The 15,215-nt window shown below is 61.7% G+C and carries 19 protein-coding genes and 1 other RNA gene; 11 read left to right on the top strand and 9 right to left on the bottom strand.

Going from position 1 to position 15,215, the window contains the following annotated elements:
* The first annotated feature begins 203 nt into the window (after positions 1–203).
* The 4 genes from pyc to NKH70_RS18715 all read left to right on the top strand — a co-directional run bounded on the left by pyc (position 204) and on the right by NKH70_RS18715 (position 4,951).
* Positions 204–3,662, top strand: a complete 3,459-nt coding sequence (pyc, locus tag NKH70_RS18730) for a pyruvate carboxylase (RefSeq protein ID WP_352714499.1) — start codon at positions 204–206, stop codon at positions 3,660–3,662.
* Between the two features lie 160 nt (positions 3,663–3,822).
* Positions 3,823–4,083 carry a DUF2312 domain-containing protein gene (locus NKH70_RS18725; protein ID WP_023719653.1) on the top strand — a complete coding sequence of 87 codons (261 nt, stop codon included), beginning with the start codon at positions 3,823–3,825 and terminating at the stop codon, positions 4,081–4,083.
* A 41-nt stretch (positions 4,084–4,124) separates the two neighbouring features.
* Positions 4,125–4,565: a hypothetical protein gene (locus NKH70_RS18720; protein ID WP_292658543.1), complete on the top strand. Its 441-nt coding sequence runs from the start codon at positions 4,125–4,127 to the stop codon at positions 4,563–4,565.
* Between the two features lie 71 nt (positions 4,566–4,636).
* A complete protein-coding gene (locus tag NKH70_RS18715; RefSeq protein ID WP_352714497.1) occupies positions 4,637–4,951 on the top strand; it encodes a hypothetical protein in 315 nt (104 codons plus the stop codon).
* Between the two features lie 3 nt (positions 4,952–4,954).
* Here the strand turns inward: NKH70_RS18715 and msrB are convergent, their stop codons facing one another.
* The 5 genes from msrB to NKH70_RS18690 form a co-directional block, all read right to left on the bottom strand.
* Positions 4,955–5,359, bottom strand: a complete 405-nt coding sequence (gene msrB / locus NKH70_RS18710) for a peptide-methionine (R)-S-oxide reductase MsrB (protein ID WP_352978950.1) — start codon at positions 5,357–5,359, stop codon at positions 4,955–4,957.
* 110 nt (positions 5,360–5,469) lie between these two features.
* Positions 5,470–6,291, bottom strand: a complete 822-nt coding sequence (locus NKH70_RS18705) for an MBL fold metallo-hydrolase (protein WP_352909837.1) — start codon at positions 6,289–6,291, stop codon at positions 5,470–5,472.
* A complete protein-coding gene (locus NKH70_RS18700) occupies positions 6,292–7,482 on the bottom strand; it encodes a vWA domain-containing protein (RefSeq protein ID WP_352909839.1) in 1,191 nt (396 codons plus the stop codon).
* 8 nt (positions 7,483–7,490) lie between these two features.
* Positions 7,491–7,937, bottom strand: coding sequence for a GNAT family N-acetyltransferase (locus NKH70_RS18695; protein WP_352909841.1), 447 nt, complete (start codon positions 7,935–7,937; stop codon positions 7,491–7,493).
* 118 nt (positions 7,938–8,055) lie between these two features.
* Positions 8,056–8,895: an AAA family ATPase gene (locus NKH70_RS18690; protein WP_352909843.1), complete on the bottom strand. Its 840-nt coding sequence runs from the start codon at positions 8,893–8,895 to the stop codon at positions 8,056–8,058.
* A 176-nt stretch (positions 8,896–9,071) separates the two neighbouring features.
* On the opposite strand from NKH70_RS18690, the gene ssrS reads away from it, so the two are divergent.
* The 4 genes from ssrS to NKH70_RS18670 all read left to right on the top strand — a co-directional run bounded on the left by ssrS (position 9,072) and on the right by NKH70_RS18670 (position 11,721).
* A non-coding RNA gene (gene ssrS, locus NKH70_RS18685) (6S RNA) lies at positions 9,072–9,227 on the top strand.
* A gap of 141 nt (positions 9,228–9,368) precedes the next feature.
* On the top strand, positions 9,369–9,956 hold the full coding sequence (locus tag NKH70_RS18680; protein WP_352909845.1) for a 5-formyltetrahydrofolate cyclo-ligase: 588 nt from the start codon (positions 9,369–9,371) through the stop codon (positions 9,954–9,956).
* Positions 9,957–10,037: 81 nt separating this feature from the next.
* A complete protein-coding gene (locus NKH70_RS18675) occupies positions 10,038–10,862 on the top strand; it encodes a TIGR00282 family metallophosphoesterase (protein WP_352909846.1) in 825 nt (274 codons plus the stop codon).
* Positions 10,863–10,932: 70 nt separating this feature from the next.
* Positions 10,933–11,721 carry a TerC family protein gene (locus tag NKH70_RS18670; RefSeq protein ID WP_352909848.1) on the top strand — a complete coding sequence of 263 codons (789 nt, stop codon included), beginning with the start codon at positions 10,933–10,935 and terminating at the stop codon, positions 11,719–11,721.
* Here NKH70_RS18670 and NKH70_RS18665 read toward each other — a convergent pair.
* The 4 genes from NKH70_RS18665 to NKH70_RS18650 are packed head-to-tail and all read right to left on the bottom strand — an operon-like array spanning position 11,718 to position 13,538.
* Positions 11,718–12,185: an SRPBCC family protein gene (locus NKH70_RS18665; protein ID WP_352909849.1), complete on the bottom strand. Its 468-nt coding sequence runs from the start codon at positions 12,183–12,185 to the stop codon at positions 11,718–11,720. The two genes, NKH70_RS18670 and NKH70_RS18665, sit on opposite strands and share 4 nt — an antisense overlap.
* A 31-nt stretch (positions 12,186–12,216) precedes the next feature.
* Positions 12,217–12,579: a VOC family protein gene (locus tag NKH70_RS18660; RefSeq protein WP_352909851.1), complete on the bottom strand. Its 363-nt coding sequence runs from the start codon at positions 12,577–12,579 to the stop codon at positions 12,217–12,219.
* Between the two features lie 55 nt (positions 12,580–12,634).
* Positions 12,635–13,027, bottom strand: a complete 393-nt coding sequence (locus NKH70_RS18655; protein WP_352640129.1) for a VOC family protein — start codon at positions 13,025–13,027, stop codon at positions 12,635–12,637.
* Positions 13,028–13,055: 28 nt separating this feature from the next.
* Positions 13,056–13,538 carry an SRPBCC domain-containing protein gene (locus tag NKH70_RS18650; protein WP_352909854.1) on the bottom strand — a complete coding sequence of 161 codons (483 nt, stop codon included), beginning with the start codon at positions 13,536–13,538 and terminating at the stop codon, positions 13,056–13,058.
* 51 nt (positions 13,539–13,589) lie between these two features.
* Between NKH70_RS18650 and NKH70_RS18645 the strand changes: the two genes are divergently transcribed.
* From NKH70_RS18645 to NKH70_RS18635, 3 genes are all read left to right on the top strand, one after another.
* On the top strand, positions 13,590–13,913 hold the full coding sequence (locus NKH70_RS18645; protein WP_352909856.1) for an ArsR/SmtB family transcription factor: 324 nt from the start codon (positions 13,590–13,592) through the stop codon (positions 13,911–13,913).
* Positions 13,914–14,147: 234 nt separating this feature from the next.
* Positions 14,148–14,897 (top strand): YebC/PmpR family DNA-binding transcriptional regulator, encoded by a 750-nt coding sequence (locus tag NKH70_RS18640; protein ID WP_023678028.1) that lies wholly within the window; start codon positions 14,148–14,150, stop codon positions 14,895–14,897.
* A complete protein-coding gene (locus NKH70_RS18635; protein ID WP_352909859.1) occupies positions 14,894–15,205 on the top strand; it encodes an Rdx family protein in 312 nt (103 codons plus the stop codon). The genes NKH70_RS18640 and NKH70_RS18635 overlap by 4 nt, the downstream gene beginning before the upstream one ends.
* The last annotated feature ends 10 nt before the right edge of the window (positions 15,206–15,215 follow it).

The raw sequence follows: 15,215 nt of genomic DNA, 5'->3' as shown, positions 1-15,215 counted from the left end.
CTCGCGCCGGGCATTTTTCATGGGGGTTTCCCGAACGCTTGGATCGGAACTGCCCAGGCGTTCTCCGGATCGACACGCAATGCGTCGACGCGATAGATCAAACTAAATCGATTTAATCCTCTTTTCGATTTTGTTTGCACTGCAGCATTTTCGCGTTAATCATGTCGTCAGTTTCCTTACCCTCCGCGTCCGGAGCCTTGTCCTTGGCAATCTCGAAGATTCTTGTCGCCAACCGCTCCGAAATAGCCATCCGCGTCTTCCGCGCGGCCAATGAGCTCGGCCTCAAAACTGTGGCGATCTGGGCAGAGGAGGACAAATACTCGCTGCATCGCTTCAAGGCCGACGAAAGCTACCAGGTCGGCCGCGGGCCGCACCTGACCAGGGATATGGGGCCGATCGAAAGCTATCTGTCGATCGAGGAGGTTATCCGCGTCGCCAGGCTTTCGGGCGCCGATGCCATCCATCCGGGTTACGGGCTGCTGTCGGAGAGCCCGGAATTCGCCGAGGCCTGTGCCAAGGCCGGCATCATCTTCATCGGACCAAAGCCCGATACGATGCGCCGGCTGGGCAACAAGGTCGCCGCCCGCAATCTCGCAATCGAAGTCGGTGTGCCGGTAATTCCCGCTACCGATCCCTTGCCGGACGACATGGCGGCGGTAAAGGAACTCGCCAAGACGATCGGCTACCCGGTGATGCTCAAGGCGTCGTGGGGCGGCGGCGGCCGCGGCATGCGCGCCATCCGCTCCGAGGCCGATCTCGCCCGCGAGGTGATGGAAGGCAAGCGTGAGGCGAAGGCGGCTTTCGGCAAGGACGAGGTCTATCTCGAGAAGCTGATCGAGCGCGCACGCCATGTCGAGGTGCAGGTGCTGGGCGACCGCCAAGGCAACGCCGTGCACCTGTTCGAGCGCGATTGTTCGATCCAGCGCCGCAACCAGAAAGTGGTCGAGCGGGCGCCGGCGCCGTATCTTGAAATGCCACAGCGCGAGGAGCTTTGCGGCTACGCGCTGAGGATCGCGCGCGAAACCAGCTATATCGGCGCCGGCACGGTCGAGTTCTTGCAGGATGCCGATACCGGAAAATTCTATTTCATCGAGGTCAATCCGCGTATCCAGGTCGAGCACACCGTCACCGAACAGGTGACCGGCATCGACATCGTCAAGGCGCAGATCCATATCCTCGACGGCTTTGCCATCGGCACGGCGGAATCGGGCGTTCCGGCGCAGAAGGACATCAGGCTCAACGGTCACGCACTGCAGTGCCGCATCACCACTGAAGATCCCGAGCATAATTTCATCCCCGACTATGGCCGCATCACCGCCTATCGCGGTGCCACCGGCTTCGGTATCCGCCTTGATGGCGGCACCGCCTATTCGGGCGCGGTCATCACCCGCTTCTACGATCCGCTGCTGGAAAAGGTGACGGCGTGGGCGCCGACGCCGGCCGAGACCATCGCCCGCATGAACCGGGCGCTGCGCGAATTCCGGATCCGCGGCGTGGCGACCAATCTCACCTTCCTCGAGGCGATCATCAATCACCCGAGCTTCGCCGACAATTCCTACACCACCAAGTTCATCGACACGACGCCGGAACTGTTCGCCAGTGTGAAGCGGCAGGACCGCGCGACCAAGCTGCTCAACTATCTTGCCGACGTTTCGGTCAATGGTCATCCCGAGACGCGCGGCCGGCCGCAGCCAAAGGCCGATGCGGCGCCACCAGTGGTGCCATATCTCAACGGCAATGTGCCTCAAGGCAGCAAGCAGAAGCTCGACGTGCTCGGGCCGGAGAAATTCGCCGCGTGGATGCGCGAGCAAAAAGAGGTGCTGGTCACCGACACGACAATGCGCGACGGGCATCAATCCCTGCTCGCGACGCGTGTGCGCACCTATGACGTCGCCGGCATTGCCGGCACCTATGCGCGTGCGTTGCCGCAGCTTTTGTCGCTCGAATGCTGGGGCGGCGCCACATTCGACGTCGCCATGCGCTTTCTCACCGAAGACCCATGGGAGCGGCTGTCGCTGGTGCGCGAGGCAGCACCCAACCTTCTGCTGCAGATGCTCCTGCGCGGTGCCAATGGCGTTGGCTATACCAACTATCCCGACAATGTCGTGCAGCATTTCGTCAAGCAGGCTGCGGCCGGCGGCATCGACCTGTTCCGCGTCTTCGACTGCCTGAACTGGGTCGAGAACATGCGCGTCGCCATGGATGCGGTCGGCGCCGAGGGCAGACTGATCGAAGCGGCTATCTGTTATACCGGCGACATACTCGATCCGGCGCGGGCCAAATACGATCTGAAATATTATGTCGGCCTGGCCGGGGAATTGCAGGCGGCAGGCGCCCATATCATCGCCGTCAAGGATATGGCCGGGCTTTTGAAACCGGCGGCGGCCCGCGTGCTGTTCAAGGCACTGCGCGAGGCGACGGACCTGCCGATCCACTTCCACACCCACGACACATCCGGCCTGTCGGCGGCAACCGTGCTGGCGGCGGTGGAGAGCGGCGTCGACGCCATCGACGCGGCGATGGATTCGCTATCGGGCAACACCTCGCAGCCGTGCCTGGGTTCGATCGTCGAGGCGCTGAAGGGCACCGAGCGCGACCCGGGCCTCGACCCGCAATGGATCAGGAACATCTCGTTCTACTGGGAGGCGGTGCGCAACCAATACGCCGCCTTCGAGAGCGACCTGAAGGGGCCGGCATCGGAGGTCTATCTGCACGAAATGCCGGGCGGGCAGTTCACCAACCTCAAGGAACAGGCGCGCTCGCTCGGGCTGGAGACACGCTGGCACGAAGTGGCGCAGACCTATCACGACGTCAATCTGATGTTCGGCGACATCGTCAAGGTGACGCCGTCATCCAAGGTCGTCGGCGACATGGCTCTGATGATGGTGAGCCAGGACCTGACCGTCGCCGATGTCGAGAATCCGGCGAGGGACATCGCCTTCCCGGATTCGGTGGTGTCGATGTTGCGCGGCGATCTCGGCCAGTCGCCGGGCGGCTGGCCAAAGCCATTGCAGAAGAAGGTGCTGAAGGGCGAAAAGCCGATCACGGTGCGGCCGGGTTCGCTGCTCAAGCCGGCGGATCTCAAGGCCAGCCGCGCGGAGGTCGAGGAAAAGCTCGAGCGCAAGCTCAGTGAGTTCGAGTTCGCGTCGTGGCTGATGTATCCGAAGGTGTTTTCCGATTTTGCCGCCGCGCAGGAGACCTACGGGCCGGTCAGCGTGCTGCCGACGCCGACCTATTTCTACGGCATGAAGCCGGAAGATGAAATTTTCGTCGACATCGAAAAAGGCAAGACGCTGGTGGTGCGCTGCCTTGCCCTGGGCGATGTCGACGAAAAGGGCATGGTCACCGTGTTCTTCGAGCTCAATGGCCAGCCGCGCCGCGTGAAGGTGCCGGACCGGGCGCATGGCGTATCCGCCGCCAAGGCGCGGCGCAAGGCGGAGCCGGGCAACGAGGCGCATGTCGGCGCGCCGATGCCTGGCGTCGTCTCGGCGCTTGCGGTCGCTGCCGGCCAGGCGGTGAAGGCTGGTGACGTGCTGCTGTCGATCGAAGCGATGAAGATGGAAACGGCGTTGCATGCCGAACGCGACGGCACCATAGCCGAAGTGCTGGTCAAGGCCGGCGACCAGATCGATGCCAAGGATCTGCTGATCGCGTTCGGGTGAAATAGGCCGGCATCAGGGAGTCTTGTCGGCGCCTGGCAGCAGCCCTTCATGCCGCATCGATAGCACCTTGACCCGCCGCGCCCGGTCGGGCATCGAACCGCTGCAATTCGCCGCTCGGGTCACCCCGAGTCGCGGCGAGAAACGACGCGGAGAGAAGACTATGGCCGACGACATCACCGAGACCAGCCAGACTGTTGCCGCCGGCCAGCTGCGCGCCTTCATCGAACGCATCGAGCGGCTCGAGGAAGAGAAGAAGACGATTGCCGACGACATCAAGGAAGTGTTCGCTGAGGCCAAGGGCACCGGCTTCGACACCAAGGCGATGCGGTCGATCATCCGGCTGCGAAAGAAGGACCAGGCCGAGCGGCAGGAAGAGGAATCCATTCTCGATCTGTACAAGGCCGCGCTTGGAATGGTGTAGAGACAACAGTCTCGGCCTGATGCTGGAGCGGGCATCGAACCATGAGCGAATTCGATTTTGGCGCCCGCCGCGCCTCTGAATTCCGCCAACGCAGCTTCTGGACGCTGTTCGCGGAACGGCATCCGGATGAAAGGGCTCTGCTGGCGAGGCGCGGACCGTGGTTCTGGCAGCGTGGGCTGCCCGACTTCGCATTGGTCCTTTCAATGTATGTCGCGCCTGCGCACAATCATGTCGGCGTTTTCTTCGGCCGCAACGAGAAGTTCGGTGCCACGCAAGCCTGGTCGCGGTTGAAGCCGTTCCAGCCGGCCATCGAAGACAGGCTGAAGCTCAGGCCAGAACAAAGTTGCGACGGCCTCGGCATCAATTCGATGTGGCGGGTGAATTGTTTCGCCGAGGACAATTGGCCGGCGATGACCGACTGGCTGGTGACGGAAGCCTCACGTTTCGAGCGTGCGATTGCCGAAGTTCTGGGTCAGGAATAAAGCAGAGTTTCCAGACGCAATCCTTGTGGAAGGATTGCTCTGGTGAGCAGAGCGAGGGAGCCGGTGGATCGATGACGATCATGTCGCGCGTTGCCGCCTTCTTCCGCTCACGCTGGCTGGGCGGCGTGCCGCTCGATCGGCTGTTCTGGCGCGACCTGGTCGTTGTCGGCACAGCGATCAACGTCGCGTCGTCGGTGGCGGCGCTCATTCTGCTTGGGCTGAAGCTGCCGCTTGCGCTCGTCCTGGCGGTGCATTTCGCGCCGGTGCCCTACAATATCTTCCTGACCTTTGCCGTTTGGCGAACTGCCGGAAAATCGAGTGGTGTCAAGGCCTCGCTGATGACGCTTGGCGCCACGTTGTGGCTGATTCTGGTGGTTGTGGCCTGACGATCAGGCGGCCGGCTCGAATTTGAGCGCCACGCCGTTGATGCAATAGCGCAGACCGGTCGGCGGCGGGCCGTCGTCGAAGACGTGGCCGAGATGGCTGCCGCAGCGGGCGCAATGGCACTCGGTACGGACCATGCCGTAGCTGCGGTCGACGGTGGTCTCGACCGAGCCCGGCACGGGATCGTTGAAGCTCGGCCAGCCGGTGCCGCTCTCGAATTTCAGCTTGGATTCAAACAAGGGCTGGTCGCAGCCGACGCAGGAGAAGGTGCCGGGGCGCTTCTCGTGCAGCAGTGCGCAGCTTCCCGGCCGCTCGGTGCCGTGGTTGCGCATCACCGCATATTGCTCAGGCGTCAGGCGGGCGCGCCATTCGGCATCGGTGCGGGTAACGGGGTAGGTGTGGCTGTCCATTTTTTCCTCTTAGCTTATGTCGCTATTTGGGTTGCCTTCCCAACTTCGCCTGAAATAGGCATTTGTTACGGCGTTTGCCCGTATTTCCAATTCCTGCTGCGAAGAATTCCTCAGACGATGGCAGCGAGATAGCGCGCAACCGATGCTGAAAATGCCGCCTTTGCATCTCCGATGACGTTCTGGTTCCACCACGCGCCGTAGATATGGTCGAACGCGAAAGGCTCCAGCGCGGCCTTGATGCCGTGCACTTTCGTCGCGTTGAGCGGGATATAGTTCGGATAGCTGTACATGAAGCTGACATGACGGCGAGTCGGCGTCACCTGCAGGATATCGCCGGCCAGGATGGCATTGCCGCCGTCGCGCTTCCAGTGCAGCACCTGGCCACCGGCAAAGTGGCCGCCGCAGCGGATGAGCGTCAGCGACGGGTTTATGGCGCGCGTCTCGCCTTCCCAGCTGATGATCGCCGGATGCGGCCGCATGATCCACTGACGATCATCGGCGTGCAGATAAATCGGCACGCCGCCAAACGCCTCGCTCCACTCGACCATTGCCGAATAATAATGGCAATGCGAAATGGCGATGGCGGCAAGGCCGCCCCGGTGGTTGATCTCGGCCACCGCCTCGTCGCTGACCATCGAGATGCAGTCCCACAGCATATTGCCATGCGGCGTTTGCGCCAGCAACGCCCGCTGGCCGATGGCGAAGCGCGGCTCGATGCCGAAGGCGAGCACGCCGGCATCATCCTTGATCACGACCCGATGCCCGGCGGCGAGCTCTTCCGGCGTGATCCAGGCCTGGCCCTCCCAGCGCACATATTGCCGCTCGTCCTCGCAGATCGGGCAATGTCGCGGCGGCGCCGCTGTCGCCGCGAACTGGACACCGCATTGCAGGCAAAGGAAACAGGTCGACCGTCCTGTTTTGCGCGGATCCATTCAGTGCTTCCTTGAAAGTTGCTTCGTCGCGGCTTCGAGGCCGGCGAGCGTCAGCGGAAACATGCGGCCGCCAAAGATATCGCGGATCATGGCGATCGAATGGGTAAAACCCCAATTCTTCTCGGCTTCGGGGTTGAGCCATACCGCGTTTGGCCATTGCTGCAGCAACCGGCCGAGCCAGACGGCGCCGGCCTCCTGGTTCCAGTGCTCGACCGAGCCGCCGGGTTGGGCGATCTCATAAGGGCTCATCGAGGCGTCGCCGACGACGATCACCTTGTAGTCGGGGCCATATTTATGGAGGAGATCGAAGGTCGGAATCACCTCGGCATGGCGGCGGCGATTGTCCCTCCACACCCCTTCGTAGAGACAGTTGTGGAAGTAGAAATACTCGAGCTGGCGGAATTCGGCGCGGGCGGCCGAAAACAGCTCCTCGACACTCCTGATATGGTCGTCCATCGAGCCGCCGACATCGAAGAACATCAGCAGCTTCACGGCATTGCGACGTTCGGGTTGTGTCTTAACATCAAGATAACCGTGCTCGGCGGTGGCGTGGATGGTGCCAGGCAGGTCGAATTCCTCTTCGGCGCCTTCGCGCACCCAGCGGCGCAAGCGCTTCAGCGCGACCTTGATGTTGCGGGTACCGAGTTCGACGGCGTCATCGAAATTCCTGAACTCGCGCCTGTCCCAGACTTTTACCGCGCGGCGGTTGCGGCTTTCGTGCTGGCCGATGCGCACACCTTCGGGATTGTAGCCATAGGCGCCAAAGGGCGAAGTGCCGCCGGTGCCGATCCATTTCGAACCGCCCTGATGCCGGCCCTTTTGCTCCTCCAACCGCTTCTTCAGCGTCTCCATCAGCTTTTCGAAGCCGCCCAGCGCCTCGACCAGCTTCTTCTCCTCATCGGTCAGGTGCTTTTCGGCGAGCCTCCGCAGCCATTCCTCCGGGATGTTTGCGACATCGACCGGGTCTTCGCCGGCCAGCGCCTCGACACCTTTGAAGATGTGCGAAAAGACCTGGTCGAAGCGGTCGATGTGGCGCTCGTCCTTCACCAGAGCGGCGCGGGCGAGATAGTAAAAGCCCTCGACATCATAGTCGACCAGCCCGGCCTCCAGCCCCTCCAGCAGCGACAGATATTCGCGGAGCGAGACCGGAACCCGCGCTGCCTTCAGTTCGAGGAAGAAGGGGATGAACATCTCACGGTCTACAGCAGATCATACTCGATGAAGCCGGTCCTGCGCGCCACGTGGTCGTAGAGCTTGCGTGCGGTGGTGTTGGTCTCGTGGGTCATCCAGTAGACGTTCTTGACGCCGATCTTGCCGGCTTTCTGCTTGACCGCTTCGATCAGGGCGGCGCCGACGCCCTTGCCGCGCACATCGGGGTCGGCGAACAGGTCCTGCAGGTAACAGTTGTTTATCTCCGACCAGCAGGAGCGATGGTAGAGATAGTGCGTCAGGCCGACGGCCTTGCCGTCGAGGGTGGCGATGAAACCCTTTGGCTCGAACTCGCCCGCCGTGAACAGCCGTTTCCAGGTGACGGCGTAAACCTCTTCCGGCAGCTTGGTTTCGTAGAAGGTGAGATAGGCGGTCCACAGACGTCGCCAGTCGGCATGGTCGGATTGCGCCAATGGGCGGACGGTGATCTCGGTCATTTCGTTTCCCTCTGAAGTCGGCAACCCGAAGCTGCCTCCGTGCCTGGCCAAGGGCAACGGTCCAGCGACGGGAAAGCGCTGTCCGGGGGCTTTCGTCGGCTTCCGACTGACCGGCCCTTCACCCTTGCCGTCTCGCCATGAAGGCTAGGCGCTCGAACAGATGCACGTCCTGTTCGTTCTTCAGCAACGCGCCATGCAATTTCGGCAGCGCATTCTTCGGGTCGGCGCGCAGGTCCTCGGGCGCGATGTCGTCGGCGACCAAGAGGCGGATCCAGTCGAGTGCCTCGGAGGTCGACGGCTTCTTCTTCAGGCCCGGCACGTCGCGGATTTCATAGAATTGCGTGAGTGCGGCGCGCACCAGGTTCTGCTTGATGCCGGGATAGTGCACGTCGACGATTTTGTGCAGCGTCTCGACGTTGGGAAAGCGGATGTAATGGAAGAAGCAGCGGCGCAGGAAGGCGTCCGGCAGCTCTTTTTCGTTGTTGGAGGTGATGATGACGATCGGCCGGACGGTGGCGCGGATGGTCTCGCCGGTCTCGTAGACGAAGAACTCCATCCGATCCAGTTCCTGCAACAGATCGTTGGGGAACTCGATATCGGCCTTGTCGATCTCGTCGATCAGAAGCACGACTTTCTTGCCGGCAGCAAAGGCATCCCACAGCTTGCCGCGCTTGATGTAATTGCGAATGTCGTTGAAGCGCTCGTCGCCGAGCTGGCTGTCGCGCAACCGCGAGACGGCGTCATATTCATAGAGGCCCTGCTGCGCCCGTGTCGTTGATTTGACGTGCCATTCGATCAGATCCAGGTCGAGCGCCGCCGCCACCTGGCAGGCAAGTTCGGTCTTGCCGGTGCCGGGCTCGCCCTTGACCAGCAACGGCCGCTCCAGCGCGATCGCCGCGTTGACCGCCACCATCAGATCCTTGTCGGCAACATAGGCTGCCGTGCCTTCGAAACGCATTTTTGCTCCCGGGTTCATCGCGCGACCCTAAGGACGCGGCCTTCGCTGTGCAAGGCGCCGCTGGCGAAACGGGGATCTTGCGGGCGCTGACCTCGTCGAGGGGTTCTGCGTCGAATTAAGCGTCGAAACATGTCGTCTCTCTGGCGCATGGTCTGGCGTCAGCCTATATTGGGTATGACGGTCTGCGCTTCCCGGCAGGAGAACATTTTCCCCGGGGCCTTAATGATCCCTAGGGAGCTGTCCCTGGGAAGACCCGTGGGTTTTCTCATACGGCGCCCACCTACTTTGTAGGTTCCCGGGATCGCTCTCTCCACCGGTTGTGTGGATCGTCACCTATCGAAAAGGCCATATCTGGCGGATCTTGTCGTCGCGCCGCTTTGTGCGGTGCTCTCACGAACGAAAAGTTCGCTCCGCTCCTCCAAAACGTCGCTCGTAAAACTCCATCCAAATCTGACCTTTTCTACCGTCGGCGCATGACCTCCCCAAAAGACCTGAAAAAAAATCTCCGCAACCAAGCCCTCGGGCGCCGCGACGCGCTCGATCCGTTCTGGCGGGTGGAGGCAGCACTCGAAATGGCCGAGACGACGCGCGACCAGATCACGGTCGAGCCGGGCCAGATCGTCTCCGGTTTCTGGCCGATGCGCTCGGAAGTCGACGTCCGGCCGCTGATGTTCGCCTTGCGCGAGAAGGGGGCAAGGCTCTGCCTGCCGGCCATCCTGGACAAGACCACCATCGTTTTTCGCGAACTGGTGCGCGGCGCCCCGATGATCGACATGGGCTTCGGCACCGTCGGGCCGCATGAGGAAGCCGAGGTGCTCGATCCGCAGGTTATGCTGGTGCCGCTTGCCGCCTTCGATGCGCGCGGCCACCGTATCGGTTACGGCGCAGGCTATTACGACCGGGCTATCGCGCGGCTGGTCGACAAGGGACAGCAGCCGCGGCTGATCGGCATTGCCTTCGACTGCCAGGAGGTGGCCCTGGTGCCGGACGAGCCGCATGACATGATCATTCCGGAAATACTCACCGAGAGCGGGTTGCGCCGGTTCGCGTCGAAATTGTAGATAAGTTCCTGGACGCATGGTCTTTTCCGAAAGTCATGCAGCTTTTTGCTTCGCTGACCTTCAGTTCAGGATCACGCTTATATGAGACTTCTCTTTCTCGGCGACATGGTCGGCAAGACAGGACGTACGGCGGTATGGGATCAACTGCCCGGCCTGATCTCGGATTTCAAACTCGACTTCGTCATCGTCAATGGCGAGAACGCCGCTGGCGGCTTCGGCATCACCGAGGAGATTTTTCGCGAGACGATCTCGGCCGGCGCCGATGTCGTCACCACCGGCAACCATGTCTGGGACCAGCGCGATGCGCTGGTTTTCGCGCCGCGCGAAGAGCGCTTCCTGCGTCCGTCCAATTTCCCCAAGGGTACGCCGGGGCGCGGGTCAGGCGTCTACATTGCCAGGAACGGCGCGCGCGTGCTGGTCGCCAATATCATGGGCCGGGTGTTCATGCATCCCGAGCTCGACGATCCGTTCCAGGCCGGCGAGCGCGAACTTGCCGCTTGTCCGCTTGGCGAGCAGGCCGATGCGATCGTCATCGATTTCCATGCCGAGGCGACCTCGGAAAAAATGTGCTTCGCCCATTTCGTCGACGGCCGTGCCAGCCTTGTTGTCGGCACTCATACGCATCAGCCGACCGGCGATCACCAGATCCTCAATGGCGGCACCGGTTATATTTCCGATGCCGGCATGTGCGGCGATTACGATTCCTCGCTGGGCATGGACAAGGAGGAGCCGCTCAACCGGTTCTTATCCAAAGTGCCGAAAGGCCGCTTCGAGGCGTCGACCGGACCGGCGACATTGTGCGGCGTCGGCGTCGACATTTCCGACCGTAGCGGCCTGACCGAACGGATCGCGCCGTTTCGCCGCGGCCCGCGGCTGGAGGAAACGGCTCCATCCTTCTGGTCATGACATTGATATAGACGCTTGCAATACCCAATTGCCGGCGAAACTGCTCTAGATCGTAGAGGGGACGACCTCCATGCAGCTAGTCGAATTCCTGGCGCCGCATTTCGCCTTTGTCTCCGATCCGACGGCATGGGTCGCGCTGCTGACACTGATCGTGCTGGAGGTCGTGCTCGGCATCGACAATCTGATCTTCATCTCGATTTTGACCAACAAATTGCCGGTAGCGCAGCGGGCCCGCGCCCGGCGGCTCGGCATCTCCGCCGCGCTGGTGATGCGGCTGATCCTATTGGCCACCATCTCGATCATCGTCCAGTTGACGACGCCGATATTCACGGCCTTCGGCCATGGCTTTTCCTGGCGCGACCTGATCCTGATTGCCGGCGGCCTGTTTCTCGTCTGGAAGGCGACCAAGGAGATCCACCACACGGTCGATCTCGATGATCACCAGGACACGATGATGGGCGAGACACTGCAGCTGTCGCTGGCCGGCGCCATTTTCCAGATATTGCTGCTCGACCTCGTCTTCTCGATCGACTCGATCATCACCGCCGTCGGCATGACCGACGAAATCGCGATCATGTACATCGCGGTGATCGTGGCGGTGAGCGTGATGATGCTGGCGGCCGGGCCGCTGGCGGATTTTATCGCCAAGAACCCCAGCATCGTCATGCTGGCGCTCGGCTTCCTGCTGATGATCGGCATGACGCTGATCGCCGACGGCATGGGTTACCATGTGCCGAAAGGCTATATCTACGCTGCCATGGGCTTTTCGGCACTGGTCGAAGGGCTCAACATGCTGGCGCGGCGGCGGAAGAAGGCAAAGGCGGCGGCCACTGAGGATGGCCCACCGCGGCTGACCTAATGCCCCGGCACGCCTTTCGGATGGCGGTCGCCGGTCAGGCCAAGCGTCAGGCCTTGCTCGAGCCACGCCTTGGCGCCGGCGAGCACCAGCGCAAAACCGCCGGTCGAGTCGATCGCCTGCTTGACCTGCTCATCGGGGCTGCCGACAAAGCCGAAATTGCGGACCTCGACAAAGGTCGTGCCGCCCGGCATTTCGGTAAAAGTCCACACCACCGTGGTCGGCGGATCGCTCCATTGCATGACGATCTTCTTGTTTTCGACGATCTCACTGACATTGACCGTCGTCGAGACGCCATACATGCGCCATTCCCAACGGATTTCCTTGCCGCTGTCTAACCTGTTGCTGCCATGGGTGAACCAGAACTTCGTCGTGATCGCCGGATCGATGAAGGCTTCGAATACGTCGGCGACCGGCCGCCTTATCAGCATGCCGGCTTCGGCGGTCGGTGTTTCACAGATTTCCATAGCGTCCTCCTTTCACGGCACCGACGCCTTTTCACCAGGCATCGGGTTCGCGCACCAGGTGAATGATGTTGGCCGGGTTGGTGATCCAGCCGCCGCGAAAGCCTTCACCCAGTGCCTCGATGGCGTCGCAGCGCACGACACCGGCCTTGGCGAGATGCTCCGCAGCGGCCGGAAAATCATCGGTGAACAGTTCCAGCCAGATCTCGGCCTGGCTCATCATCGGCGCCTCGTCGATCCACAGCCGATTGGGACCGAGTTCGAAGCCGACGGCCGGCGGCTTGGCCGTGAATGGCTTCAGGCCGACGACGTCGCGATAGAAGGCGATCGTCGCCTGGTATTGATGTGGCGGCACCTTCATGGCGATGTTGATGCCGCCGGCGATCTTCGGGGTCATTTGCTGGCTCCATTCCCGTGTTCAGGTTCGATTGGCCGGTTCGGTCCAGAACTCGCTATGCCAAATTGATTTGCCAGGAGACTCCGAACCTGTCGTTGAGCCATGCAAACCGGCGGCTGAAACCATAATTGTCCAGCGGCATCAGAAATTTGCCGTCCTTGGCCAGCGCCTCGACAATGCCGTTCAGCTCTGCCTCCGTGGAGCAATCCACATACAGCGAGACCGACGGCGTGAACGTGAAGGCATGGTGCACGGGGCTGTTGTAGACCATCACTTCCAGACCGCTTATGGACACGCGCGCCAGCTTGACCGTTCCTTCCGGCCCGTCTTCGCCGGAGCCGTAACGTGTGACGTCAAGGACGCTGCTGTCGGGGATCGTCTCGCAATAGAAGGTCATTGCCTCTTCGGCCTTGCCCTCAAACATCAGAAATGGCGTCACTTGCTTCATCGCAGGCCTCCGTCATCTTGGTGGTTTTTCAGATGTTGTTCTCATTGGCCGGCTCGCCCTTCATCTCGCTGCGGTAATAGCCGTCGCGCAGATTGATGCCGTATTCGACATAGGCCTTCATGCAGGCCAGCATCTGCGACCAGCCCTCGCAATTGAGGTAGGATTTCTTCAGGCCGACCGCGTCCTCGTGCCAGCCGGTCTCGGCGATGGTGACGAAGGTGCCGCCATCGTCGAGCGGTTCGAAATCCATCTCGATGCGGGTCTTGTAGGCTGGCTTGCCGTCGGCGTCGGTGGCATCCCAGCGCAGCACGATGCGGCTGTCTTTCTCCACCTTGTCGACCTCCACGGGAACCTTGCCCCACCAGATGACGGTGGCGCCCGCCACCAGCGGTGCGCTGGCGCCGCCGATCGTGGTGAAGTAGCCGCTAAGCTTCTTCGGATTGACGACCGCGTCGAAGACTTCTGCGATCGGTTTGCCGATACGGCCAGAAACCCTGAATCCAAGAGACATATCCACAGCTCCTTCCTTGAATGGCTCAACGATATGTTATAGAAACATAACATGTCAAGCCATTCGCGAGACGACAATGTTTTCAAGGCGCTGGCGCATCCGCGCCGGCGTGCGTTGCTGGACCGGCTGAAGGATGCGCCGCAGACCACCGGCATGTTGTGCGACGCCTTTCCAGACATGGACCGCTGCACCGTCATGCTGCATCTGAAGGTGCTGGAGGAGGCCGACTTGGTGGTGGCGCGGCGCGAGGGCCGCGAACGCTGGAACCATCTCAACGCGCTGCCGATCAAGCACATCCACGACCGCTGGATCAGCCAATATGCCACGCACGCGATCAGCATCCTCGACCGGCTGAAATCCGATCTTGAGGGATGAAAGGTTGCCGAGGCCTGCCGATTTTCGGGTCTTGAAACCCTTGCGTGCCGACGCAATGGCGCGGCTGGACGAATTGAGCCGATTTATCTATAAGCCGGCCATTCCGACAGAGAGCGCCGTACGTCCGTCCGGACGCAGCAGGACGTTCTGAAATTTTGAATTCGAGCATTTTGCAAGATGCCGGGTGGTTCACCAGGCGGCAGATGCTCTAGCCGAGAAGACGACAGGGGTGCCATGGCTGGCCATTCACAGTTCAAGAACATCATGCACCGCAAGGGCCGCCAGGATGCGGTGCGGTCGAAAATGTTTTCCAAGCTGGCGCGCGAAATCACCGTCGCCGCCAAGAGCGGCACGCCCGATCCATCGATGAACCCGCGCCTGCGCCTTGCGGTGCAGAACGCCAAGGCGGTGTCGATGCCAAAGGACAATATCCAGCGCGCCATCAACAAGGCCTCGATGGGCGATGCCGAGACCTACGAAGCCGTTCGCTACGAAGGTTACGGGCCAGGCGGCGTCGCGCTGATCGTCGAGGCGCTGACCGACAACCGCAACCGCTCGGCGTCGAATGTGCGCGCTGCCTTCACCAAGGCCGGCGGGGCGATGGGCGAAACCGGCTCGGTTTCGTTCATGTGGGACCGCGTCGGCGAGATCTACTATCCGGCATCGGCCGGCAGCGCCGAGAAGGTGATGGACGCAGCGATCGAGGCCGGCGCCGACGACGTCCAGTCGGACGAGGAAGGCCACACGATCTATTGCGCCTTCGAGAATCTTGGCGAAGTGTCGAAGGCGCTGGAAGGCGCACTCGGCGAGGCTGAATCGGTGAAGCCGATCTGGAAGCCGCAGACCAATATCGCGGTCGACGAGGAGCGGGCACAATCGCTGATGAAGCTGGTCGCGACGCTCGAAGACGACGACGACGTGCAGAGCGTCTACGCCAATTTCGAGGTCGACGAGGAGACCTTGGCGAAGCTCAGCGCGGCATGACCCAACACGCGCTGCCCACCGTCCGCATCACCTATTGCACCCAGTGCCAATGGCTGCTCAGGGCCGGCTGGATGGCGCAGGAGTTGTTGTCCACCTTCGGTACCGATCTCGGCGAAGTGACGCTGGTGCCCGGCACCGGCGGCATCTTCACCATTTCCTGCAATGACACGCTGGTCTGGGACCGCAAGCGTGACGGCGGTTTTCCCGACGCCGCAAAGCTCAAGCAACTGGTTCGCGACGTCATCGATCCGGATCGCGATCTCGGCCACGCCGACCGCAAGGGCCATAAGTCAAAAGACCCTGCCTGACCGGCCTTTT

Source organism: Mesorhizobium sp. M0991 (genome assembly GCF_040318915.1).
In the GTDB taxonomy this organism is placed as follows: Bacteria; Pseudomonadota; Alphaproteobacteria; order Rhizobiales; family Rhizobiaceae; genus Mesorhizobium.
This window is presented reverse-complemented; position numbering and strand designations above follow the sequence as displayed.